This is a genomic window from Burkholderia sp. Bp9143 (genome assembly GCF_003853645.1).
Taxonomy (GTDB): Bacteria; Pseudomonadota; Gammaproteobacteria; order Burkholderiales; family Burkholderiaceae; genus Burkholderia.
Genome location: NZ_QTPO01000010.1, coordinates 57,905 through 82,230 on the forward strand (window position 1 = coordinate 57,905; position 24,326 = coordinate 82,230).

A 24,326-nucleotide genomic window follows, 5' to 3' on the forward strand; every position below is an offset into this window, starting at 1 on the left:
GGCGCTCGCCCGTTAAGTAACGAACCGATCTGTTTATATTTGAATTACACGCACCCGCCGCGGCTCAAATAACTCGAAAATAGAAAGTCGCTCCGGTAGAGGAATCAGCGAAATTCGGCGAGGACTACCGCCTCTCGCCGAACCGGTTGACCGCAAACTCCAGAAAGCTCCGCAGCTTCGGCGTCATCTGCCTGTCGGACGCGTACAGCGCATGCAGCGCACGAGCCGGCGGCTCATACTCGGGCAGAAGCCGTACCAGTCGTCCGGCCGCAATCTCGTCCGCCACAAGCTCATAGGGCTGCAGCAGGATGCCCATGCCCGCGACTGCCGTCGAGCGAAGCGCTTCTCCGCTATTGGTGGAGAAACGGCCTTTGATCGGCACGGACACCCGCCCATCCGGGCCGTCGAATGTCCACTGGGTACGAAGCACGGTGTGCGAGAAAACAAGACATTCGTGGTTCGTCAGGTCCTCCGGACTCCGTAACTTCCCTGCAGACCTGATGTAATCGGGTGCCGCACAGAGCACCAGGCGATACCAACCGAGGCGCCTCGCAATCAAGCTGCTGTCGGGAAGATCTCCGGTTCGAAAGACGACATCGAAACCCTCTTCCACCAGGTCGACCGTGCGATTGGAAAGGTTGAGGTCCACCGACACCTCGGGATGTTGGCTGAGGTATTCGGGAATCTCGGGCGCGAGCCCATGACTCCCGAATGTGATGGGCGCGCTGATGCGCAACCTGCCCCTGGGTTCGGAGCGCGTTTCCGCCATGAGCGCCTCGGCAGCCTCCATCTCGGCGAGGATGCTTTTCGCACGCTCGTAAAACAGCTGGCCACTGTCGGTCAGGCTCTGCCGACGTGTCGTTCTGCTTAGCAGCTTGATACCCAGCCCCTCTTCCAGCGCGCGTATCTGTTTGCCGGCCAGTTGCGGCGACATATTCAGTTCGTTTGCGGCCGAGGAGATCGAGCCAGCCTCAACGGCCCTGACGAACACCTTCATGCATGCCAGTCTGTCCATTAGAAAAATTTTGTTTCTAGTTTGGAAATGGTACGCAAATTGTACTCATTTCGTTTCATGTCTACAGTGCAACTTCGCCATCGGCGCCACGTTGCCCGGCGGCCTCCTCAGACCCATCTCCAAGGAAATCAGATGTCCGTCTCAAAAGCAGCGATCGTCGCAGCCGCTCTCGGGAGCGCAGCAGCCGTTTCGACTTCCACGTCCGCCATTGCGGCAGAGGTACAGAAGCCCACCGTCGTGCTCGTTCACGGGGCATTTGCGGATGGTTCGACCTGGAACAAGGTCATCCCCTTGCTCCAGGAAAAGGGGCTGAATGTCGTGGCCGTGCAAAATCCGCTGAGTTCGCTGGCCGACGACGTCAAGGCAACGCAACGCGTTCTCGACCAGCAAACGGGACCGGTCGTTCTCGTGGCGCATTCGTGGGGCGGTGCCGTCATCACCCAAGCGGGAGAGCGGGACAACGTCAAAGCCCTCGTCTATGTTGCTGCATTCGCGCCCTCCGAAGGGCAGTCGGTTGCCGATGTTTCGAAGGACTACCCGACTCCGTCCGGCTTCAGCCACATCGTCGCGGACAAGGACGGGTTTCTGACGTTGAGCCTGGAGGGCGTGCAAAAGCATCTCGCGCAAGACGTTCCGGCGGAACAAACCCGTCTGATGTACGCGACGCAAACGCCTACCCGTGGAAAGAACTTCGAGGAGAAGGTGACGGCCGCGGCCTGGAAGACGAAGCCGTCCTGGTACGTGGTCACTGAGCAAGACCACATGCTTGACCCGACTCTGCAGGTCGCGATGGCAAAGAAGATTTCGGCACATGTCACGACGCTGCGCGCAAGCCATGCGCCTCACCTGTCGCAGCCGTCTGAAATCGCCAAGGTGATCCTCGACGCGACCGCTGCTGTTTCGAAGTAAATGTCGGTCCGGCGGCGAACAGGACAAATGCGAGGCCGCGTGGCCTTCGACGTCTCCACGGACGCGCTGACACAGCCCGGATCCCGGTGATGTCCGCGAAACAAGCATCGCCGCCGGCCGGCCGTCCGACGCACGCGGACGGCGGCGAGCAGCGCTGTCGCGACTTCGGCCCGGATATCCGCGGAATGTCACGCCGCCGCGTAGTCGGGATGATCCGAAGTCTCACCGTCACCCCAGATGCCACAACTAGGCATCTCGCATGAACAGCGCCACATTGTCCTGAACCACCTTCGCGATAAAGTTGGCCACCACTCGGATATGCGCGGCCTTGCGATGGTCTTCATGCATGTGCATGTGGAACGAACGCGTCAGGCTGAACTCGGCTGGAAGCACCGCAACGAGATGCGGAAACGACTCGGCAATATATGCCGGCAGGATCCCCAGACCGTGTCCGGCCGCGGTCGCGAAGACTTGGGGCAACAGCGCCGAACTCCGGATACGTGGCTGAATACCGGCATCGATGGCGTGCAGATAATTCAGCTCCGGCGCAAAAAGGCCCGCTTCGACGTAGCCGACAAAGGGATGCTTTCTGAAGTCCTGGATTGTCTTGATTGGCTCCGCACGATCGAGGTAGGTTCTCGAACCGTACACACACATCCGGTAATCGGTGAGCCGCCGTGACGCCACCCGGAGATGCTGCGCTCCGGACAGGCTGATCGCGATGTCCGCCTCCTGCTTCCACAAGCTGAAGATCCTTGGCGCGGCGAGTATTTCAATCTCCAGGCGCGGGTTCATCGCGCTCAGTTCGTGAATGCGCGGGGCAAGGAAGATCGAACCAAATCCATCAGGCGCACCGATGCGCACGATACCTTCCACCTCATCGGTGTCGGCCGCAGCGATCGCTCGCGACGTATGGAACGCGCTCTCGACGCCTTGCACGACCTCGAGTACGCGCTCCCCTTCCGGCGTGAGCACATAGCCTGTCGTGCTTTTATGGAACAGGCGGCTATTCAGTACGCTTTCCAGCGAGCGAATCCGCCGGAACACCGTCGTGTGCTCCGTGCCGAGTCGCTCCGCGGCCGCGGATAGCGTTCCGGTCTGCGCGACGGCAAGAAAGTAGCGATAATCGTCCCAGTTTTCCGATAGCTTTCTGGATGCCACGATGCACCTTCGTTGACTACGAGGCCGTTCCCGAGGATGCTGCCCGTAGAATTCACACGGATGCCCACGGCGGTTTCGGTGTGAACTGCGCCTCGATCCATTGCTTGAAAAGCTTCAGCTTCGCCGGCGTGTGCTTGATCGACGGCGTCACCAGATAGACACCCGAGCGCTCGTCGAGATGCCATTGCGGCAGCACCCTGACGAGTCGCCCCGATGCAATATCCTTGCTCATCAACCAGTCGCCGCCAGCCACGATGCCCACCCCTCGCACTGCGGCGAGAAGCAGCGTCGAGTTCTCGTTGCTGGAGAGGTTGCCGCGTACGGTAACCGTCTCCGCTTGGCTGCCGTTCGAGAGCTTCCACGCGGGATAGGTAGCAAGACCGGTGAAGCCGAGGCAATTGTGGCGGCTCAGATCACGCGGCGTTTCCGGTACGCCGTGCGCCCGCAGATAAGCGGGCGATGCACACAGAATCCTTTGGTGGTCGCAAAGCTTCCTGGCCCGCAGGAGGCTGTCGTTCAGCCTGCCTACACGAATCGCCGCGTCGAAACCCCCGCCGATGATGTCCGCGAACTGTTCGGAATATTCCGCGTGAACGATGAGATCGGGATTGGCCAATGCGAACTCGGCGATCAATGGCGCCAGCCACATCCGACCGAGTGCGCTTGGGAGTGCGAGACGAAGCGACCCCGTCGCCCGTATCGCCGATTCGGACACTTCCCGTTCGGCATCCGTCAGTACCGCCTCCGCTTCGCGCAATCGCTGGATGAAGCGCGTCCCCGCCTCGGTAAAGCGGACATGCCGTGTCGATCGCTCGACCAGCCGGACGCCAAGCCTCGCCTCGAGCTCCGAGACACGTTTCGAGATCACGGTCGGATGTCGTTGCAGAATCTTGCCGGCCTGCGCAAACGTACCGCCGTCATGCAACGCAAGCAGCGCCCCGATCTGGTCCGCGTATTGACTTCCGAATGCGCTCATCGTTGTGGCAGATGACATACGACGCCGTGGAATCGGCTTCCAATGACATTAGGGTTTCAGTATAACGGCCCCTTCCGTCTGGCCTTGCTGCAGCAGCGAATGGGCTTTCCGCACATCGGCGAGCGGGAACGTGTGCCGCGGATTGGCGCGAATGAATCCCGCCCGGATCGCGCCCAGCACCTCGTGCGCACGCTGGCGATAAACCTCGGCCGACGCCGTATGCGCCGCCAGCGACGGGCGAGTCAGGTACAGGGAGCCCTTCGCGTTCAATGTCGACACGCTGACCGGCGACGGCGCACCGGAGGTCATGCCGAACGAGACCATGAGCCCGCGCGGACGAAGGCAGTCGAGCGATGCATCGAAAGACACCTTCCCCACACCGTCGTACACCACATCCGCCTTCCGGCCCCCGGTGATGTCGGTCACCTGTTCGCCCAGCGTTGCCGCGTCGAACACCAGCACCTGATCGCAACCCGCCTGGCGGGCACGCTCGACGCTCGCCGATCGCGAGACGATGCCGATCACATGCGCGCCCAGATGCCTGGCCCAAGGGACCATGATCTGTCCGAGTGCGCCGGCTGCGCCGTAGATGACGACGACACTGCCGTCGCGAACCTGAAAGGTCGTGGTCAGCAGATACTGCGCGGTGATCCCCTTGAACAGCACGGCGGCCGCGTCATCGAAGCTCACGGCGTCCGGCAGCGCGACCAGTCGCTCCGCCGGATATCGTCTGCCGCTTGCATAGGCGCCCAGTGGGCCGGTCGCATAACCGACACGGTCCCCCACCCGGAAATCGACGACGCCATCGCCAACCGCGGCCACGACGCCGGCCCCCTCGAGACCAAGGCCCGACGGAAGCGCCACCGGCGCATCTCCCCGGCGTTGACTGACATCGAGCGGGTTGACGCCAATCGCCTCTTGCTCGAGCCAGACTTCGCCCGGCCCCGGACTTTCGCGGCCGACTTCGAGACAATCCAGCACGTCCACGTCACCTGTTCCTGCTATCCGAACCATCACGGCCATTCGTCTGCTCCTTGTATTCCGGGAATGCAATCGTCGGTGTCCACAGTACGCACTCGATCCGTGTTCATCAATGGCATCCCATGCATCGTTGTGCTGCATACGTTGCAGCAATGTCGCGCGCGACCGGCGCGCGGGACCCGCGCGCTCCGCTCGATACGGCCGTGAAGGCCTAGATCGCCTTGATAAAGGGATGCACCGCCACGTCTTTCCAGACCTTGTTGACATGGAACGGATCGTTCACCGCAAACGCCTGCGCCTCTGCCAGATCGCGCGCGTCGACCAGCAGCATGCTGCCGATGCGTCGCTCACCCACCACGTCCATCAGCGGTCCGGCCACCACGATCGGGACAGGCGCCGACGCAAGATAGGCACGATGTGCCGCATAGTGCCGCTCGCGTGCGTGCGGTGTCGCCGGATCGTCCAGGCAGTAAATGACGAAATGCATGATTGCTCTCCTCTCCTTGTCGTGGATGCGGACCGGGCAACGTGATGTACGCGAGGGCGGTTCGCCCGGCCCACCGATCGTGCCGCTTTCCGTTATTTCAGAGCGATGGTGGTGTTCACGCCTTCGCTGACCGTCGCGTCGTCGAACCAGCGCGCGGTCACGGTCTTCGTCTGCGTATAGAACTGGATCACCTGCTTGCCGTACGCACCCAGGTCGCCGAGTTTCGAGCCGCGCGAACCCGTAAAGCTGAAGATCGGGACCGGCACCGGAATGGGAAGATTGATGCCGACCTGCCCGACATCGATTTCACTCTGAAACTTGCGTGCCGCTGCCCCGCTTTGGGTGAAGATGCTGACGCCATTTCCCATGGGGTTGCGATTGATCAGGTCGATCGCGCTGTCGAGCGATTCCGCCTCCATGACGCAGATCACCGGGCCGAAGATCTCCGTTTCGTAGATCGTCATGCCCGGCGCCACGTTCGAGAAGATCGTCGGGCCGATGAAGTTGCCGTCGCCGTACCCATCGACCGCGATATCGCGCCCGTCGAGCTCGAGCGTGGCGCCCTCCTTCGCACCGGCATCGATCAGCCTGAGGATCCGTTCCTTGGCCGCGCGGGACACGACCGGCCCGACGTCGGTACCTGGAACCGTGCCGGCATCGACCTTGAGCTGGCGCGCACGATCCACGAGCTCCGGCAACCATGCTTTCGATGCACCCACCAGCACCACCACCGACGTGGCCATGCACCGCTGTCCTGCCGCGCCGAAGCCCGCGCCCACCAGCGCATTGAGCGCATGCTCCTTGTTTGCGTCCGGCAGGACCACGGCGTGGTTCTTCGCGCCCATCATCGATTGAACGCGTTTTCCGTGCTGGCTGCCGAGGTTATAGATATGCGTGCCGACCTGGGTGGAGCCCACGAACGAGATGGCCTTGACGTCGGGATGCGTGCAAATGGCATTCACGACATCCTTCCCGCCGTGAACCACATTGAGGACCCCTGCGGGGACGCCCGCCTCGATCGCGAGCTCCACCAGCTCCATCGTGGAAAGGGGATCCTGTTCCGACGGCTTGAGGACGAAGGTATTGCCGCAGACGATCGCCATCGGAAACATCCACAACGGAATCATCGCCGGAAAGTTGAACGGCGTAATGCCTGCACACACGCCGATCGGCTGCCGCAACGTATAAGTGTCCACCTTGCCCGCGACGTTCTCCGCGAACTCTCCCAGTTGCAGCGTGCCGACGGAGCATGCGTGCTCGACAACCTCGAGGCCACGGAAGATATCGCCCTCGGCATCGGCGAGCGTCTTGCCCTGTTCGGCGGTCAGCGTCCGCGCAATGCGCTTGATGTTCTGGCGAACCAGCTCCTGGAATTTCAGCATCAGCCGCATGCGCGTACCGATCGGCGTCACGCTCCACGTACGGAACGCCCGCTTGGCAGCTTCTACCGCGTCGTTCAACTCATCCGCGGTGGCAAACGGCACCCGGCCGATGACCGCCTGCGTCGCCGGGTTGACGATGTCGCGCCATTCATCGCTTTTCGATTCGACGAACGCGCCGTCGATCAGCAGCTTCGCGGTGCGCAGTCCTTGCGCGGCCTGGTGGTTACTTTCAACAGCGATATTCACGAAAAACTCCTTGTGTTGAACCCTCGGTCAAGCCCGTGACCGATCCGGCACGGGCAAGCGCCTCGCCGGTTTGTACGAGTCGCTGATACGGCACACCTAGTCGATGCTTGCGCCACGTGTCTCGCGAACGAAGATCAGGCACACGACGCAGCTCATCGCGGCGATCACGATCGGGTACCACAATCCCGAATAGACGTTGCCGCGCGCCGCGACGATTGCAAATGCCGATGCCGGCAAAAATCCACCGAACCAACCGTTGCCGATGTGGTACGGGACGGACAGACAGGTATAGCGAATGCGTGCGGGAAAGCACTCGACCAGCATGGCCGCCATCGGCCCATAGACCATCGTGCCGTACAGCATGAGCACCACGAGGACGAGAACGGTCATCGGCACGTCGACACGCGCCGGATCCGCGGCATGGGGATAGCCGGCGTCGGTCAACGCGCTTCGAAGCGCGGCGTTGAATACATCCGCCTTGGCTTTGGCATCCCCGGAAGTCGCGTCATAGGAGGCGATCCGGACAGAGCCCACCACGATCACCGCCTGCTGGCTCGCCGGCGCGACCTGGTTCTCGTAGCTCACCCCCGCTTTCGACAACGCCGCCTTTGCCACGTCGCAAGCGCTCGTAAACTTCGCGGTACCGACCGGATTGAACTGGAACGAACACGTCTTCGGATCGGAGACGAGGACAATCGGCGAATGCGTTTGCGCGGCTTCGAGTGCAGGATTGACATAGTGCGTCAACGCCTTGAACAACGGCATATAGGTCAACACGGCAAGGAGGCAACCGATGAACATGATCGGCTTGCGGCCGATCCGATCCGAAAGCATCCCGGCAACGACATAGAACGGCGCGGAAATCAGCAGGGCGGCAATGAGGATGGTGTTCGTCATCGACCCGTGCAGCTTCAACGTTTCGGTCAGGAAGAACAGCGTGTAGAACTGTCCGGTGTACCAGACCACGGCTTCCCCGGCCGTGACGCCGAAGAGTGCAATGAGCATCAACCGGACGTTTCTCCACTGGCCGAAGGCCTCCTTGACCGGCGCCTTCGACGTCTTGCCTTCGTTCACCATCTTCTGGAATGCCGGCGACTCGCTGAGCTTCATGCGGATCCATACCGAGATGCCCAGCAATGCGATCGACAGCAGGAACGGAATACGCCAGCCCCAGGCACCGAATCGCTCCTCTCCGATCGCGGTGCGCACGCCAAGAATCACGAGCAACGACAGGAACAGCCCCAGCGTGGCCGTCATCTGAATCCACGACGTCCAGGTGCCCCGCCTGTTCGCCGGCGCGTGCTCGGCCACGTACGTCGCAGCGCCGCCGTACTCTCCGCCCAGTGCCAGCCCCTGCACGAGCCGCATTGCAACGAAGAGGATCGGGGCCGGCATGCCGATCGTGGCGTACCCGGGCAGCAGCCCCACGAAGAACGTTGACGCCCCCATCAGCAGGATGGTCACCAGAAACGTGTATTTGCGGCCGAGTTTGTCGCCCAGACGACCGAACACGACGGCGCCGAGAGGTCGCACGGCAAAGCCGGCAGCAAAGCTGAGCAGCGTGAAGATGAATGCAGCAGACGGGCTGACTCCGGAAAAGATGGCCTTGCTGATGAAGGGCGCAAGGGCGCCCGCCAGGAAGAAGTCGTACCACTCGAAGATGGTCCCCAACGATGACGCGAACACTACTGTCCGGCTGCGGACCGCCATTTCTTCGGGCCGCGCCGACCTGTCGATTGTCGTGCTTATCATGGTATGTCTCCGTACTGGAAGTGACTTTCATGAGCCACTTTCCTTTGGGTGCCGCGTCGCGGCCTGCGTGCAACGGCTTGCATCAGCCGCGCAAAGAGGCTGATGCTTGCGGAATGCCAGCGTCGACGGCGAACGGCGCCTGGCGCCGATCGCCGTTGCGGGCGTTGAAAACCCCTCAGCCGTTTCTGGACAAATGCAGAACGAGCGATGTCGCGTCGAGATCGGCACCGCCGGCTTCCGCATGCCGCGTCATCAGCGCATATGCCGTTTCCGCGGTTTCGAGACGCGCACCGACTTCGCGCCCGGCTTCGACGGCGAGGCTCAGGTCCTTGGCGAGCAGCCAGGTCTTGAAGCCGGCTTTGTACCCATTCGACGCCGGCGACGCGTCGACGACACCCGGTGCGGGGTTCCACAGTCGGAAAGACCAGTTGTCGGCGGACGAACGCGTCGCGATCTCGAAAAAGGCCTTCATGTCGAGACCGAGCCGTTGTCCCAATGCCGTTGCCTCGCAGTTGACCGTGACGCTGACCGCCATGATGAGGTTGTTCACAACCTTGGCGGCTTGACCCGCACCCGGGCCGCCGACGTACGCGATGTAGTCGCCGAGCGGTTGCAGCAACTCCGCGGCCTGCCCCGCATGCTGCTTGTCGCAACCGATCATGAACGTGAGCGTGCCATCGCGCGCGCCCTCGGTTCCGCCCGACACCGGCGCTTCGACGAATACGATGCCGGCCTTCTCGGCGGCGACATGCAGCTTGCGCGCATGGTCGATGCCGATCGTCGAGCAGTCGATCACGATCGTGCCGGGACGCGCACTTGCAAATACGCCATCGGCCGACGTCATGACGTCGTGGACGTCTGCGCCCGAAGGCAGCATGGTGTACACCACGTCGGCGTCCCTGCATGCGTCCGCGATCGAATCGCCTACCTGTACGCCATTGGCGGCGGCGTTCCGGCGCGCCGTGGCATCGATGTCTACGCCGCGAACGGTGTAGCCCGATCTGACCATGTGTCTGGACATGGGGTTACCCATCAGGCCGAGGCCGATCCACGCAATAGTGGGCATGACGGTGCTCCTTTTCTAACGATGTTGGTAATCGCAACGAAGTCTGAATCGCTCGGTCCCTGCGTCTCCTGGACAAGGGCATGCTCCGAGACTGCGAGGAATCTTAGGATCGCGAATACGGGGTGCACAGCGCACCAGCGGCCAACGGCTGTGCAAAAAAGTCGGAAGTGATGGCTAAGTCTGCCGATGACCGTGCGGCCGACTCGCTATCGCGGGCGCCAGACGAAAAAATGGCCCGCCGGTTCGTTGGCAAGCCATTCGTCGTACCGATCTTGCATCGGTCGCTGTCGGCGTTGCGCGTTCTATCTGGTACCAGCCAGACCGATCCGTATCGAGTGAAATGACGAGGAATTCATATGGATTCCTTCAAACTATTCGAAGCACTATGCGCCCGGAATGGATCACGCACGCACAGTTGATCCGGATGCCATTAGCCGCGTGACGCACGTCGGTTGCTTCGCGGACGAAAGGCGATCGTTCGAGTGCTTTCTCCAGCGCCTGAATTCGCCGCGCTACCGTCGTGTGCTCGACGCCCAGCCTTCTTGCAGAAACGTTGGGCTCCCCTGTGCGTGCCCGCTCCAGCAAGAATCCGAGGCCATCCCGATTCATCGCGCGTTCCACATGGAGCCGATGTGCAATTCTGCACATCGAGTGTGCACCATACCCGGCTGCCTCCGACTTTTTCTCATGATACGTTCAATCACATGCAGGAAATACAGGTGCACATGCGTAACATCGAACGGCGGACGCGTGCTGAAATCCGTCACGTCAATCGATCAATTCAACATGCGGAGACACATCCATGTCGGACATCGGTTTCATCGGGCTTGGCAATATGGGGCTGCCGATGGCGAAAAACTTGCTCAAGGCCAACCATCGTCTGAAGGTATTCGATCTGAATCCGGCTGCACTGGAAGCGGCCGAAGCATTTGGCGCTGCGGTCGCAACCCATGCCATCGATGCAGCGCAGGATGTGGACGCCGTGATCACCATGCTGCCGAACGGCCAGGTCGTCGAGTCGACGTACCTTGGAGACAGCGGGATCTTGCGGACTGCCAACCGCAACCCGGTCTATATCGACTGCTCGACGATCGACCCGGGTTCGTCAAGGACCATCGCGGAGGCAGCACATCGGCACGGCCGCGAGGTGGTCGACGCACCGGTGTCCGGCGGAATCATGGGCGCGCGGGAAGGTACGCTCTGTTTCATCGTCGGCGGTGAAGCGGAAACGGTGGAAAGAATCGATCCAATCCTTCGCGCCATGGGCAAGAGCGTGATTCATGCGGGCGAACACGGTGCGGGACAGCTGGCGAAGATCTGCAACAACCTGCTCGCCGCCGTATTGATGGTCGGCACTGCGGAAGCGTTGGCACTCGGTGCCAGGAACGGGCTCTCGCCCCGCATCCTGTCGGATGTGATCCGGAACAGCAGCGGCCGCAACTTCATGGTGGACCGGTGGAATCCGTGGCCCGGCGTGCTGCCTGACGTACCGTCCAGTCATGCGTACAACGGCGGCTTCCAGGTCAATCTCATGCTCAAGGATCTGGGTCTGGCATTGAACTGCGCCCAGGCCGCACGGGCGAGCGTTCCGCTCGGCGCATTGGCAAGCAACCTCTTTGCCTTGCATGACGAAGCGAATGACGAAAACTCGTTGCTCGATATATCCAGCATCCAGCATTTTTATTACAGAAACCCGCAACCCGCTTGAACCAGGAGACCGTCATGGCCAAGGCCTATTGGATCGCTCACGTGGAAGTGTTCGACGCCGAATCCTATGCAATCTATGCGAAGGGAGCGACGGAGAGTTTTGAGAAATACGGCGGAAAGCCTTTGGCGAGAGGCGGATTCACTCGGCATCTGGAAGGACAGCAGCGGCCGCGAAACGTGGTGATCGAGTTCGACAGCATGGAAACCGCGTTGGCATGCTACAACTCGCCGGAGTATCAAGCAGCAAAGGCCCATCGCGACGGAAAGGCGGTCGCCGATCTGATGATCGTGGAAGGGATCGAATGAACTGCGTCCGCCGCAGGAAATGAAAGCTCAAAGGGGGCCGTACGGCACGCGGCCCTGTTGAGTTCCACGCCCTGGTCCCTATCAGACCCGCCGGCGTAACGTAAGCCGTTCCGACTCGCCTCGGCGACCGATGCCCGACTGCTTGTAGCCGCCGAGGCCCAGTTGCTTCAGATCGAAAAGATGCATTTCCCGTCTCCAATGCCTTGTCGTGTTTTGCAGGTCGCATCGACCCGACGAACCCAATTGCGAAGTTCGACCCGGTCGACACGTTCCCGATTACGATGACTGATCCAGCAGCCACCGCGTTGCTACCCTCGCGGCATCAGTGCATCCACTGCTGGACGAGCTGACGATTGGCGTCGATCCAGGCTTTCGCTCCCCTCTCAGGCGTCGAGGCCCCTTCCTTGATGATTTCGGACATCAGGCTGCCGAGCGAGTTGTCGTCCATCTTCCATTGCTGCAGCCATTTCTCGACATCGGGATGCTGCTTCGCGAATGCCTGCGTCTCGATGCCGTAGATGGAATCGCTTGCGCCGTATGTGCCCTTCGGGTCCTTCAGGTACTTGAGTTTGTACTTCGACCAGATCCAGTGCGGCTTCCACAACGTCACGACGATCGGCTCCTTGCGCTGAATCGCACGCTCGAGCGAAAGAACCATCGCCGACTCGGAGGAGGACTGAACATCGAAGTCGAGCCCATAGACCGTTTTTGCTTTATCGGTCAGTTGCATGAGACTGCTGCCCGAGTCGATCCCGACGATCCTCGGTCGATCACCCGTCCCGAAGCGCTTCTTGTTCGCGTCAAGTTGATCGATGCGATCGACAGGAACGTAGTCCGGCACGACGAGGCCGAGATTTGCCTCCTTGAACCACGGGCCGATCTTCACCACGCGATCTTTGACCCTGTCGAACGCGGGCTTGTCTCCCGCGGGAAGCCAGACTTCGAAGGTCAGGTCGATTTTCCCTTGCGCGACGCTGTTGTACAGAAGCGCCTTGTCGGCGTTTTGCAAGCGAACCTGATACCCCTTCTCCGCAAGGAGCAGCTTCCACATGTTGGCGACGGCAATGTTTTCCGCCCAGTTGTTCACGCCGATGGTGATCGACTTGTCATCCGCACGGGCCGATGCGCCCGTGAGCAGCAGGACCATGGGCACGAGAAACTTGAGAAATCGAAGAATCGTGGTCATTTTCTGCAGTTCCATTTCAGGGTTGATACGGCGGCCAAATCGAATGCGTCGATGCAGGCCGGTCATGCAAGATCGCCGAGTCAGAATTTATGCCGGATGGCAGCCCGCACGACGAGTTGATTGCCGTTCGACGACACATTGCTCGCGCCCGGCACATACGCGACATCGAGCACGGATCCGGTCGCGTCGCCGCCTGCATGTTGATAGGCACCTTGCAGATAAAAGTCGGTGCGTTTCGACAGGCTGTAGTCGGCCATGAGCCCGACCGACTGGTAGTTCGGGTGACGCTTGCCGGTCGCCTGGCTCAGCGTGGCGCGCGTGTAGGTGTACATCGCGCCGGCATATAAAGCCGGCGTGAACTGGTACTTTGCGTTCAGCTCGAAGTTTTGAAAACGAAGATTCGAGGCAGAGGCGCCGGCCGGCGTAATCGCTCCCACGTACACCGAGCTGACCGGGTTCGCTACGTCGGTGTTGGTATAGGCGAAACCGACGGTCGCGGCAGAAAACGTGTAGTTCACCCCCGCGCCGAATACCCGCACGCGCGAGCCGATGAAGTTCTGATCGCCGGTGCCGATGGCGCCACCGGCATTCGCCGACGGGTTGTTGGCTTGCAGGTACGCCGCGGCGACAAGCAGCCCGCCGTTCGCATATTGCGCGCCGACGCTGTACTGCCGGTTATTCGCGAAGTTCGCGTTGTTCGAGAAGCTGTAGGTGCCGCCAAACTGAAAACCGGCCAACGCAGGACTCGCGTACTTGACCGTGTTGTTGACGCGAAACGAGTTGTCGGTGTTGTCGTTGTCGTACGGGTGCGAGAACAGATAGCCCGCCCAGTTTCCGTTGGCTGTCGTCTGCGCGAGAAAGTCGACGAGCGCGTCATATTGCCGGCCCAACGTGACGGCACCATACGTCGGACTGGACAGTCCAACATATGCTTGGCGACCGAACATGAGACCGCCTTGGCCCAGACGACCATTGTTCACATCGAACCCGTTCTCGAGCGTAAAGACGGCCTTGAGTCCACCGCCAAGGTCTTCCGATCCCTTCAAGCCCCACCGGCTGCCTTGCGCGTAACCGCTCTGCAACTCGTAAGACTTGCTTCCGACGACGTTCGTCGTGTAGTTGAAACCTTCGTCGACGATGCCGTAAAGCGTGACGGACGATTGGGCATGGACGGCAGACCCGAGCGTTGCACAGAGCGACGACACCAGCAGCTTTCTTTTCATTGACGTTATCTCCTCGAAACTCATCAGCATTCACTACATGTCACGCGCGGCCCCGAGCCGGAGCAGCGTCGAGCGGCACGACTACTTCAGCAGCGCGTCCTCGAACGGGAACAGGGAAAGCAGTTGCGTGCCCGTCTCCGTGACGAGAAGCTGCTGCTCCAGCTTCACGCCCTCCTGCCCCCCTTCTTCGCCGATGTAGCTTTCGACACACAACGTCATTCCCGGCTGAATCTCGCCGTCGTAGCCCGAAGCACCGAAATCGGCATGGTGGTAGAGGTACGGATATTCGCCCGTCATGCCGCAGCCATGCGCCGACAGGTAATAGCGGTTCGCGTGATACCGCGCGGGAATGTTCCAGGCCTTGTCGCTGTACTCCTTGAACGTCATGCCCGGCCGAATGACTTCGATGTTGTGGTGCACCTGCTCGTGCGCGAGCTTGTAAAGCGTGCGTTGTTCCTCGGTCGGCGCGTCAGGTCCAGCATGGAAGGTGCGCGAGAAGTCGGAGTAGTAGCCGTGACACCCGACGACATCGGTGTCCAGCGCGATCAGCTGGTTCGCGCCAATGGCGTGACTCGACGTTTCGTGGAACCACGGGTTCGTGCGGCGGCCGGCGCTCAGCAGGCGCGTTTCCACGTAGTCGCCGTCCTGTGCGATCACCGACTGGTGCAGAACCGACCACAAAGCGTTTTCCGTCATGCCCGGCCGGATTGCATCGCGCAGCTTGCCGACGGCCGTCTCGGTCGCGCGCAGCGAAGCCACCACGCATTTGAGTTCTTCCGTCGACTTGATCGCGCGCGCCATCTCGATCGGCTCCTGCGCATCGACCAGACGCATGCCGCGGGCGGCAAGCGCGATAGCCGTCCCGGCGTTCATGCGCTCGATGCCGACGGTGGGATCGGGCCCGACAAGTTCGATCAGCGTTGCCGCCATCTCGGCTGCCCAGGCTTGTTCGCGCTGCGCGATCGCCGGGCCGGCCGCGACGAAGCTGGCCGTCGACGATGGGCGCACTTCATCGATGGTCTCGAGTCCGGCGGCCAGGTGCTCGCAACCCGTGAACTCGAACAGAATCGTTCGGTGTTCCGTCACGACGAGATACCGCGACGGCGTGTTGCGCGCGCAGAAGATCTGCATGTTGCGGGCGCCGGTCGCGTACCGGATGTTGACCGGATCGCTGACGATCAATGCGGCAATGTCGCGCTTTCGCATCTCGGCCCGCACGCGTCCGAGGCGGTACGCGCGCACCGCCCGGAGGTCGATGTCGAGGCCCGTCGACGATTGATCAAGCGCGTGGACATCCGAGAGGTCCGTGCGTTCGCGATGCCAGTCCAGCGTTGTCATGGAGGCTTTCCTCTGAGGAACAAATCACTGTGGGTTATGGAAGTACATTCGATCCGGCAGGCATTTTTTGTAGCCATGCCAGTTGTGAAGGACTTTACGAGTCGAAAATTTCGCTGTACATAGATGAAATCTCATCCACATTGATAACTCCGAGTTATGAAGAGCCTGCGTCATCGCCTTCCCCCGCTGACCAGCCTCATGTTTTTCGAGGCCGCGGCACGAACACTGAACTTCACACGCGCCGCGGAGGAACTGCACGTCTCGCAGGCGGCGGTCAGCAAGCAGATCCGGCAGCTGGAAGAGGGATTGGGCTTTTCGCTTTTCGAACGGGTGGGGCGCCGGGTGCAGTTGTCTCCTCGCGGAGCGCAGCTTCACGGCAAGGTCAGCGCGGCCTTCAATTACCTCGCTGATGCGGTGGACGAGTTGAGCCTGAAGCGAAGCAGTACCGTCGTGACGCTGGCCGCCAACACGGCGATATCTCACTTCTGGCTCAGCGAGGTGATGAAGGACTTCCGGGATCAAAACCCGAGTTTTGCGGCGAGCATCCGCACGATTACGTCCGACCACACGTCCGATCTTTTTCACGACAGCGTGGATATCGCGGTGGTATATGACGCCACTCAGCGCATTGACTGGACCGGCCACCTGCTGTTCGAGGAAGAGATTTTTCCGGTGGCCAGTCCCGCGTACGTGGAAAGTCATCCTCTGGCGGGTGAAGGTCCCGAAGCATTGCTGTCACAAACGCTTCTCGAGTATGAGCGTATCGAGCCGAACTGGATCAACTGGGCCGCGTGGTTCGCCTCGCTGGGGATCGAGTCGAAACGCGTGAAGGCAACCGAGTACGGGAACAACTACATCGTTCTTGTCGATGCGGCCATCCGGGGGCGCGGTGTCACGCTGGGCACGCGATACCTCCTCGACGGCGAGCTGCGAAGCGGAAGACTGGCTCGTCTGTCTTCAGTCAGCGTGCGCCCCGGCCGCGGGTACTTTCTCATGCGCAACGACCAGCGGCCCAAACGTCCGGAAGTTGAACAGCTGTATGACTGGCTCGCAAGTTACCGATCAAGTGAGGAGGATGCGACATCGCGGGGCCACCAAGGAAAGCCGCGAACTTGATGCGTGACCTGAAATCACCTGTCGATCCACTTGTCCGCGCGAAGCGAACGTTTCGCCGTTGCGACGCACGAGGGCGATCGCCTCCTTGAGGCCTCGGCGATCCGCGAGCCGGCACACCACGCCACGCGCTCTACAGCGTTGAGGTTTCCGCCACGATCACGACTTCGATCAGCTTCTCAGGGGAAGCCCGTTGCGCAATCCGCACTGCGTACGCCGTCTCTCTCGACACGGACTCCATATTACTCAAGCGCACGGACGATCGATCCCTGCCGCGACCATTTCATCCACATCACACCGACCGCCGCAAGCAGGAGCGGCGGGAGGATCAGGCCAGATACAATCGACCACCCGAGCGCACTCAACAGTCCACCGGATATGAACGAACCGATGACCATTGCGCCGAACACGACGAAATCATTGATCGCCTGAACGCGCGGTCCTTCGTCCGCAGAATGGCAAGCGAGCACCTGCGCCGAGGCGCCGAGAAATCCGAAGTTCCAGCCCGCACCCAGCAGCACCAATGCGCCCCAGAAATGGCCAACGGTCATGCCACCGATTCCAACGATCGCGGCGAACCCGATCAGCACAAGGCCGGCCAGTGTCACGTTGAGTGCCCCGAAACGGGAAATCAGGCGCCCCGTCACGAAACTCGGCGCGTACATCGCGATGACATGCAATTCGATACCGTAGTTGGAGTCGGTACGCGAAATCCCGCAGAACTCCATCGCGAGTGGTGCCGATGTCATCATGAAGTTCATCATCGTGTAGCTCACGACGCCGCAAAGCATGGCCACGATGAATCGAGGTTGCCGGAGAATCGTTGCCATCGGTCGCCCTCCTCCCGAACGCGCGACAGGAGGCCGATGTTCGAATTTCACACCCAACAGTACGACGGCTGACAGTACCGCAGCACCCGAGGCAGCGATATAGGTCACCATGTATGCATGAGGCGACCAAAGATTCATCGTCGCCGTCACGAGCTGCGGCCCGAATACACCAGCCGCAACGCCACCGGCCAGAACTGCGGATAGTGCGCGATGGCGGCTGTCTTCGCTGACGCATTCTGTCGCTGCAAACCGGAACGTCAACACGACAGCCGCATACGCGCCGCCAAACAACATGGCAAGGCAAAACAACCAGAATGACGAAATGAACAGTGCGAGCGCCGCGACGAGCCCCGCAATCAAGCCGCATAGATTGCCGAACAGGAAGGCCGCGTGCCGGCCATGGTGACGAGCCAATGCGCCGACGGGCAGTGTCGCGCTTGCCATACCGATGACAAACACGGAGATCGGTACTGTTGCAAACGCAGGCCTTGGCGCAAGAACGTTGCCGATGATCGCGCCCGTCGCGTACACGACAGTCGTGTTGGCGCCCGCCAATGCTTGTGCGGCACTCAGGCGCCAGACGGAGGTATCGAGTCTTGAACCAGGCATCATGAAGTCGATCCAGGGCGAATCAAGGATTCATTTAAGTAGCGATTGTGGAAAAGCGACGGCGCACCGCAACGATAGATGCATCAGCCTCGCTTCCAGTGCGAATGGCAATCCGTGAGTCGGCAATACCCGCACACCAATGAACGCCGGCATCACCGATGCGTCTGCCCCGTGTATGCCGGAGTCTCGCGCGCGAGAAACGATCCGCATGACGGGTCCCGCCATTGTCTTTGGCATTCAACGCAGTAACGAGCAACCAAACGCCTCCCTCATCAAAAGAAAAATCCGCGTCGCCAAGATCGGCAGGGGTCGCGACGGCAATCGCCGCTCCCCGGCGCATCGTTATCAGGAAACGGCAGATTGCCTGCGGTCTGAACCTGTGCCGACCGGTTGGCCGATTTTCCGCAATGCCCATGCCGCGAGCGCCGCAACGATCCCGCCCGCAGCGAGCGGCATATAGGCCCAGCCCCATCGATGAGTCCAGTCGAGCGTTGCCCCGAAGGTCATCGGGGCGAACGCGCCAGCCCCGAACCCCAGAATCGATCGAATCCCCATGACGCGGCCGAGGTAGGCAGCAGGCACCTCGTCGGTCATCGCGGCCGATAACACACCCGAATCGGCCAGGATGAAGAAACTGCCGATGGCTGCCAAAGCGATCACCCAACCGGGACCCCACTGTTGCGACCAGCCGATCAGCATCGAACATATGGCGCCAATCGCCCCAACGCAAATCAGCACGCGCGCTCTGCCCAATCGATCGGACAGCGCACCGACGACTCCCGTCGCGATCATGCCGGATAAATGGATGGTGACACTCACGATCAGACTCGTGGTCATTGCCCCCAGTTTGCTGGGCTGAAGTGCGGTCGCCAGCAACGTCGGAGTCCACGCCCAACTGCCCAACAGTTCCCAACAGTGCGCCACATAGCCAACAAGAAGACATAGCGACGCAGGGCCAAATACGCGACGCCATTCCATTGGCTCGGAACGTGCTGCCGTCTCGTGTCCGTGTCGTCGATTCTCTACCCCCTTGAGACCAATCTGACCCAATACCGCCCCGGCCGATGCACCTGTCGCGCACATGGTAAATCCTGCTGCCGGACCATAAGCGCTGGCCGCCCACATCGAGAAAAAGACGGAAAGGAGATAGCCCAGCGAAGCCGCGGCGAGTATTTGTCCCATTGCGCGACCGCGGTCGGCGGGCGAACTCAAGTCCGCGACCAGCAGTAGCGCGGGGGCGTAAGCGCCTCCCTGCGTCAGCCCCACCAGCACGATCAAGAGCAATGCGGAATGAGGGGTTCGGGCGAAAATCGCGAAGATCACCAACGCAGCGGCACCCGCCCATGTGCAGGCCAAGTACACTCGCCTTGCCCCCAGACCATCGGATAGCCATGCGGTAACCAGCAGCGCGAATGCGTTGGAGAGATTGAACGCGGTCTGGATGCTTCCGGCAGTCGCGGCGTCCATGTGCCACGCCGAACGCAGTACCGGCAACGCGCCGGCGAATGCCATCGTGCCCATGCACGTGCCGACACGACTCATGCACAGCAGGAATTGGCGATTCACATCCGCCTCCGCGTGGCGGTGTACTCGAATCGCCCCGAATGATGTGCACGATGACTAGAGTGAGTGCGAGACACGGTAATGGCCAGGAAATTGAAATGCGTGATCAACGGTTGACGGAAGTGTCCGCGTCTCCGATGTTTGGTCAACGACGTCCGACGGACGCGCTCGCGTACGCTAGCCGGTGAGCCGGCTAGCGCAGCCTGTTGATTTCCACCAAGTCAGCGTGTTCCAAGGACGGCACGGCATGCTGCATCTCGTGGCTCATCCCGCCCTTGCAGCATCGTTTTCCCTGGATCAGGCGTGGCCACCCTGTGCTGCTCGAAGATACCCGTCACGTGTCTGTGGCAGCTTCATTCCCAGCAGCGTCGACGCGACCTGCGTGCGCAAAATCTGAGCCGTACCACCGGCGATAGTAAACATACGAGCGTCGCGCACGTGTCGCTCCATCGAATTGTGTCGTCCGTAACCTGACGACCCGTAGAACTGCAGTGCATCGTTCGTGACCTTGTTGGCTGTTTCGGCCGCAAAGATCTTTGCTCGCGCAGCTTTGTCGATGTCCGGAAAATCGACACCGCTTGAAGCAGCGGAGCGCAGAAGCAACCGGGCCGCTTCCAGCTGGGTCGACATGTCGGCCAACATCCACTGCAAGCCCTGGAACTCGGCAATGGGACGTCCGAATTGATGCCTGGACTTCAGGTAGGCCATGCCCTCTTCGAATGCGCCCTGCGCAATACCCAGGGCCACGGTCCCGGCGCCGACACGCTGCGCGTTGTAGGCAGTCATCAGCGATGCAAAACCGCGTTTCAGGCCGCCCGGCGGTACCACGAGCATCGACTTGTGAATCTGGAGGTCACGGAACTCGAGGTGAGTCTCGGGGATTCCGCGCACCCCCATTGCATATAGCCTCCGTCCCACCACGAGTTCCGCCGGCGAGCGATCATTGCGCACACAGATGAAAGCACCGATGCCCTGCTCGACACCGTCATCGAACACGCGGGCGAAGATCAGGTGCAGCTTCGATACGCCGCCACCGGTGATCCAGTACTTTTCGCCATTGAGGATGTAGTGATCGCCCTTCTTGTCCGCGCGCGTGGTCATCTCGCTGGCAGCGCTGCCGGCGTTCGGCTCCGAGATACAGATCGCCGGCTTATCTCCCGAGAGAACCAGTTCGGCCGCCAACTTCAGCTGTTCCTCGGTCCCGTACTTCGCGATTGCGCCGATCGCCCCCATGTTGGCCTCGACCGTGATGCGCCCCATCGTGGCGCACGCCTTGGCCATTTCCTCGATGACGACCACCGTATCGAGGTAAGAAAGCCCACCTCCGCCCATGCTTCTGGGCAAGGTCATCCCCATGAAACCTGCATCGCGGAGCTGCGTAACATTCGCCCAGGGATACTGCTCCGTAAGGTCCGTCTCTGCAGCCGTCGGCGCAAATGCCGATTGCGCGAGCTCGCGTGCGCGAGCCTGCAGCTTCAACTGTTCAGGGGTAAGGTGATACATGACGCCTCCCAAAATATCTAGTTTTTCCCAAGCCAATCCGCCAGCACTTCAGCTGCATGCTCGTTGAGCCGCGGCGGCGGCCGCTTATAGCTCGGCGGCGTAGCGGACATCTTCAACGGGTTTGCCAGCAGACCAATCTCTCCGCCTTCTGCCCATTCGCACGGCATGCGCAGCTCGCAACCGCGGGCCTTGACATGCGGGTCGGCAAATATCTCTTCCAGATTGTTCACCGGCCCGCACGGAACACCGACCGCCTCGAGTTCCCGCAGCCACTCGGCACGCGTCCGAGTTCGGAGGGCGTTGTCAACACGTTCGCATAGCGCGACTCGGTGACGGATTCGCATCGGATTGGTTGCATAGCGCTCGTCGGACGAAAGCGCGTTCAACCCCGCCACCTCGCAAAAACGGCGAAACTGGGCATCGTTACCAACCGCCAGAATCATCGGTGAATCTGCCGTCGAAAAGACCTGGTACGGCACGATGTTCGGGTGCCCGTTACCCAACCGGGCCGGCAGCTTTCTGTCGCTCAGGTAGTTGGTTCCTGCATTCACGAGCCAGGAAATCTGGGTATCGAGGAGGGAAATGTCGATGTGTTGCCCTTCCCCTGTTCGCTGTCGATGCTGCAATGCCGCCAGGATCCCGACGGTGGCATACATACCGGTCATGACGTCGGCAATACCAACCCCCACCTTCATCGGCTGACCATCCGGTTCCCCGGTAAGACTCATGATGCCGCCCATACCCTGGATCAAGAAGTCGTAACCGGGGCGGTTGGCATAGGGCCCTGTCTGGCCGAATCCGGTGACCGAGCAATAAATGAGTCGCGGATAGCGCTCCTTTATCTGCTCGTAGGCCAAACCGTACTTGGCAAGACCACCGACCTTGTAGTTCTCCACCAGAATGTCGGCCTGGGCGATCAGCTGATGCACGAGCGCCTGCCCTTCGTCAGAGCCGATATCGATCGCAATCGATCGCTTGTTGCGATTGGCCGAAAGGTAGTAGGCACTCTCATTCGTCTTCTCGCCCGCACTTCCTCGTACATAGGGCGGCCCCCATTTACGCGTGTCGTCTCCTTCATCGGGCTTTTCCACCTTGACGACATCAGCCCCGAGATCACCAAGCAATTGAGCTGCACTCGGTCCCGCCAGGATGCGGGATAGATCCAGGACCTTGATGCCTGCCAGCGCCACCATCTGGTCAGATTTCATGCGATATCACCGTCGGGATGTTCCACATCAGCTACCGAACTGATCGAAGGCTTCCAGTGCTCGCGCGGAATAGACAAAGGCAGCGCCGGCATTGAGTGCAATCGCGGTCCCCAATGCCTCTGCGACTTCCTGCTTCGTTGCCCCTGCCTTCTGTGCGGCTGCTGCGTGGGACGCAATGCAACCCTCGCATCGCGTCGTCACCGCCACCGCCAAAGCGATCAGTTCGCGGGTCTTGAGATCGAGTGCCTGCCCCTCGCTCAAGGACTCGTTCAAGCCAAAGAATGCCTTGACAACCGGCACGTTTGCTTTTGAGAGGTTTGCACCGGCAGCGCGTTGCTTCGAAAGAAGTTCGGTCCAGTCGTTGATCATTTCCTGCTCCATTTACAATAACGTTAGTAAAGCTTACAAAAATCCGTACTCGCCATCGATTTCATGAGAACACTACAAGGATCATCATCCAGAAGCGTTTGATCCAGATCGAAGCGAGGACGGCACTCCGGGAAACATTCAAAATTTCCAAGTCGACATCGGCGATCAATGCCGAGCAAGCGCCTGCGAGATTCGCTCGATCGCCAGGTCCACCGTCTGACGTGGGCAACCGAGGTTAGCCCGCATGAAGCCATTTCCTTCAACACCGAACTTGGTACCTTTGTCGAGCCATACCCGACTCTCCGTGAGCATGAAATCTTCAAGCTCGTCGCCTGACATGCCCAGTCCTCGGCAATCGATCCACGCCAGGTAAAGCGCATCCATGTCGACCACCTTCAGACCCGCGTCCAATGCGTTGATACGCTCGGCGAAGTGCCGCTGGTTCCACGCGATATAGGCCACAAGCTCATCGACCCAGTCGGCTCCATGCGTGAACGCTGCTTCGGTGGCAACCATACCCAGCAAATTGATGCGGGCGTTATGGTTCCTGTCGATGGTCCGCATGACCTCATCCCGCTTGACCTTGTCGGCAATGAACATATTGCCGCACTGCAGCCCGGCGAGATTGAATGTCTTGCTCGCGGATGTACACGTGATGCTGTTGTGAGCGAACCGACGATCCAGCGATGCAAATGGTATGTGTTTGCGTCCTTGAGCCAGTACGAAATCACAGTGAATCTCGTCAGCTACCACGAGCACGCCGTGATTCTGACAAATCTCTCCCATGGTCCATAGCTCCTCTTCGGTCCACACATTTCCCGTCGGGTTGTGCGGATTCGAGAGGATGAAGATCTTGGTGTTCCCGCGAATGGCGTCTTCGAACGCCTCTGCGTCGAATCGGTAGCGGCCCCCGTCGAAGCGCAGTGGCGCCGTGGCGACCTGGCGACCATTGATCATCACGTCATGATGAAAATGCGCGTAGACCGGCGGCTGGATAAGGACGGAATCACCCGGTTGCGAAAACGCCTGCACCACCGTCTTGAGCGCGACAATCACGCTGGCAATCGGCACCACCCATCCAGGGGGTACATCCCAACCGAAACGCCGTTGCTGCCAGCCGATCACCGCATTCAAGTAGTGCTTCGTGGGGCCCGCCGCATAGCCGTAGACACCATGTGTGACGGCGTCGTGCAACGCATCGATCACGGCAGGCGGAGATCGAAAGTCCATATCCGCAACCCACATGGGCAATGGTTTCGCCTGCGCCTGTGCTGGAGTCATGGCGTCGCTCGCGGCCCCCCATTTCAGAGAGTTGGTGCCGCTGCGGTCTACCACGGTGTCGAAGTCAAATCGAGTCCCACTGATCGGGATCACGTCCGCATCTTGCCTCATTGCT

Annotated in this window: 21 protein-coding genes; 4 read left to right on the forward strand and 17 right to left on the reverse strand. The window is 60.7% G+C overall.

Annotation, left to right across the window (positions count from 1 at the left end):
* Positions 1 to 124: 124 nt before the first annotated feature.
* Positions 125 to 1,015, reverse strand: a complete 891-nt coding sequence (locus tag DIE23_RS09680) for a LysR family transcriptional regulator (protein WP_124611913.1) — start codon at positions 1,013 to 1,015, stop codon at positions 125 to 127.
* Between the two features lie 132 nt (positions 1,016 to 1,147).
* On the opposite strand from DIE23_RS09680, the gene DIE23_RS09685 reads away from it, so the two are divergent.
* A complete protein-coding gene (locus DIE23_RS09685) occupies positions 1,148 to 1,924 on the forward strand; it encodes an alpha/beta fold hydrolase (protein WP_124611914.1) in 777 nt (258 codons plus the stop codon).
* Between the two features lie 246 nt (positions 1,925 to 2,170).
* Here the strand turns inward: DIE23_RS09685 and DIE23_RS09690 are convergent, their stop codons facing one another.
* The 7 genes from DIE23_RS09690 to mmsB (DIE23_RS09720) form a co-directional block, all read right to left on the reverse strand.
* On the reverse strand, positions 2,171 to 3,085 hold the full coding sequence (locus DIE23_RS09690) for a LysR family transcriptional regulator (RefSeq protein WP_260436013.1): 915 nt from the start codon (positions 3,083 to 3,085) through the stop codon (positions 2,171 to 2,173).
* Positions 3,086 to 3,137: 52 nt separating this feature from the next.
* A complete protein-coding gene (locus DIE23_RS09695; protein WP_124611916.1) occupies positions 3,138 to 4,061 on the reverse strand; it encodes a LysR family transcriptional regulator in 924 nt (307 codons plus the stop codon).
* A 48-nt stretch (positions 4,062 to 4,109) separates the two neighbouring features.
* Positions 4,110 to 5,084 (reverse strand): quinone oxidoreductase, encoded by a 975-nt coding sequence (locus DIE23_RS09700; protein ID WP_124611917.1) that lies wholly within the window; start codon positions 5,082 to 5,084, stop codon positions 4,110 to 4,112.
* Positions 5,085 to 5,253: 169 nt separating this feature from the next.
* A complete protein-coding gene (locus DIE23_RS09705; protein WP_124611918.1) occupies positions 5,254 to 5,529 on the reverse strand; it encodes a YciI family protein in 276 nt (91 codons plus the stop codon).
* Positions 5,530 to 5,621: 92 nt separating this feature from the next.
* Positions 5,622 to 7,157, reverse strand: a complete 1,536-nt coding sequence (locus DIE23_RS09710; protein WP_124611919.1) for a CoA-acylating methylmalonate-semialdehyde dehydrogenase — start codon at positions 7,155 to 7,157, stop codon at positions 5,622 to 5,624.
* 96 nt (positions 7,158 to 7,253) lie between these two features.
* Complete coding sequence (locus DIE23_RS09715; RefSeq protein WP_409364226.1) at positions 7,254 to 8,909, reverse strand: MFS transporter; 1,656 nt, start codon at positions 8,907 to 8,909, stop codon at positions 7,254 to 7,256.
* Between the two features lie 175 nt (positions 8,910 to 9,084).
* Positions 9,085 to 9,975: a 3-hydroxyisobutyrate dehydrogenase gene (mmsB, locus tag DIE23_RS09720; protein WP_124611920.1), complete on the reverse strand. Its 891-nt coding sequence runs from the start codon at positions 9,973 to 9,975 to the stop codon at positions 9,085 to 9,087.
* Between the two features lie 802 nt (positions 9,976 to 10,777).
* Between mmsB (DIE23_RS09720) and mmsB (DIE23_RS09725) the strand changes: the two genes are divergently transcribed.
* Together mmsB (DIE23_RS09725) and DIE23_RS09730 are read left to right on the forward strand one after the other, a co-directional pair.
* Entirely contained in the window at positions 10,778 to 11,683 is a 906-nt protein-coding gene (gene mmsB / locus DIE23_RS09725; RefSeq protein ID WP_124611921.1) for a 3-hydroxyisobutyrate dehydrogenase, read from the forward strand.
* A 14-nt stretch (positions 11,684 to 11,697) separates the two neighbouring features.
* Complete coding sequence (locus tag DIE23_RS09730; RefSeq protein ID WP_124611922.1) at positions 11,698 to 11,988, forward strand: DUF1330 domain-containing protein; 291 nt, start codon at positions 11,698 to 11,700, stop codon at positions 11,986 to 11,988.
* Between the two features lie 322 nt (positions 11,989 to 12,310).
* Here DIE23_RS09730 and DIE23_RS09735 read toward each other — a convergent pair whose 3' ends face one another.
* From DIE23_RS09735 to DIE23_RS09745, 3 genes are all read right to left on the reverse strand, one after another.
* On the reverse strand, positions 12,311 to 13,240 hold the full coding sequence (locus DIE23_RS09735; RefSeq protein WP_260436014.1) for a glycine betaine ABC transporter substrate-binding protein: 930 nt from the start codon (positions 13,238 to 13,240) through the stop codon (positions 12,311 to 12,313).
* Positions 13,241 to 13,254: 14 nt separating this feature from the next.
* Positions 13,255 to 14,397, reverse strand: coding sequence for a porin (locus tag DIE23_RS09740; protein ID WP_124611923.1), 1,143 nt, complete (start codon positions 14,395 to 14,397; stop codon positions 13,255 to 13,257).
* A gap of 81 nt (positions 14,398 to 14,478) precedes the next feature.
* Positions 14,479 to 15,735 carry a Xaa-Pro peptidase family protein gene (locus tag DIE23_RS09745; RefSeq protein WP_124611924.1) on the reverse strand — a complete coding sequence of 419 codons (1,257 nt, stop codon included), beginning with the start codon at positions 15,733 to 15,735 and terminating at the stop codon, positions 14,479 to 14,481.
* Positions 15,736 to 15,891: 156 nt separating this feature from the next.
* Between DIE23_RS09745 and DIE23_RS09750 the strand changes: the two genes are divergently transcribed.
* Entirely contained in the window at positions 15,892 to 16,851 is a 960-nt protein-coding gene (locus tag DIE23_RS09750) for a LysR substrate-binding domain-containing protein (RefSeq protein ID WP_124611925.1), read from the forward strand.
* A gap of 239 nt (positions 16,852 to 17,090) precedes the next feature.
* Here the strand turns inward: DIE23_RS09750 and DIE23_RS09755 are convergent, their stop codons facing one another.
* From DIE23_RS09755 to DIE23_RS09780, 6 genes are all read right to left on the reverse strand, one after another.
* A complete protein-coding gene (locus tag DIE23_RS09755) occupies positions 17,091 to 18,287 on the reverse strand; it encodes an MFS transporter (RefSeq protein ID WP_124612010.1) in 1,197 nt (398 codons plus the stop codon).
* A gap of 345 nt (positions 18,288 to 18,632) precedes the next feature.
* Complete coding sequence (locus tag DIE23_RS09760) at positions 18,633 to 19,853, reverse strand: MFS transporter (protein ID WP_124611926.1); 1,221 nt, start codon at positions 19,851 to 19,853, stop codon at positions 18,633 to 18,635.
* A 294-nt stretch (positions 19,854 to 20,147) separates the two neighbouring features.
* Entirely contained in the window at positions 20,148 to 21,353 is a 1,206-nt protein-coding gene (acdA, locus tag DIE23_RS09765; RefSeq protein WP_124611927.1) for a 3-sulfinopropanoyl-CoA desulfinase, read from the reverse strand.
* A gap of 17 nt (positions 21,354 to 21,370) precedes the next feature.
* The gene (locus tag DIE23_RS09770) at positions 21,371 to 22,561 is read right to left on the reverse strand and encodes a CaiB/BaiF CoA-transferase family protein (protein WP_124611928.1); all 1,191 of its coding nucleotides are present in this window, start codon (positions 22,559 to 22,561) and stop codon (positions 21,371 to 21,373) included.
* Positions 22,562 to 22,588: 27 nt separating this feature from the next.
* Positions 22,589 to 22,930 (reverse strand): carboxymuconolactone decarboxylase family protein, encoded by a 342-nt coding sequence (locus tag DIE23_RS09775; protein WP_124607220.1) that lies wholly within the window; start codon positions 22,928 to 22,930, stop codon positions 22,589 to 22,591.
* Between the two features lie 165 nt (positions 22,931 to 23,095).
* Complete coding sequence (locus DIE23_RS09780; RefSeq protein WP_124611929.1) at positions 23,096 to 24,322, reverse strand: MalY/PatB family protein; 1,227 nt, start codon at positions 24,320 to 24,322, stop codon at positions 23,096 to 23,098.
* Between the last annotated feature and the right edge of the window lie 4 nt (positions 24,323 to 24,326).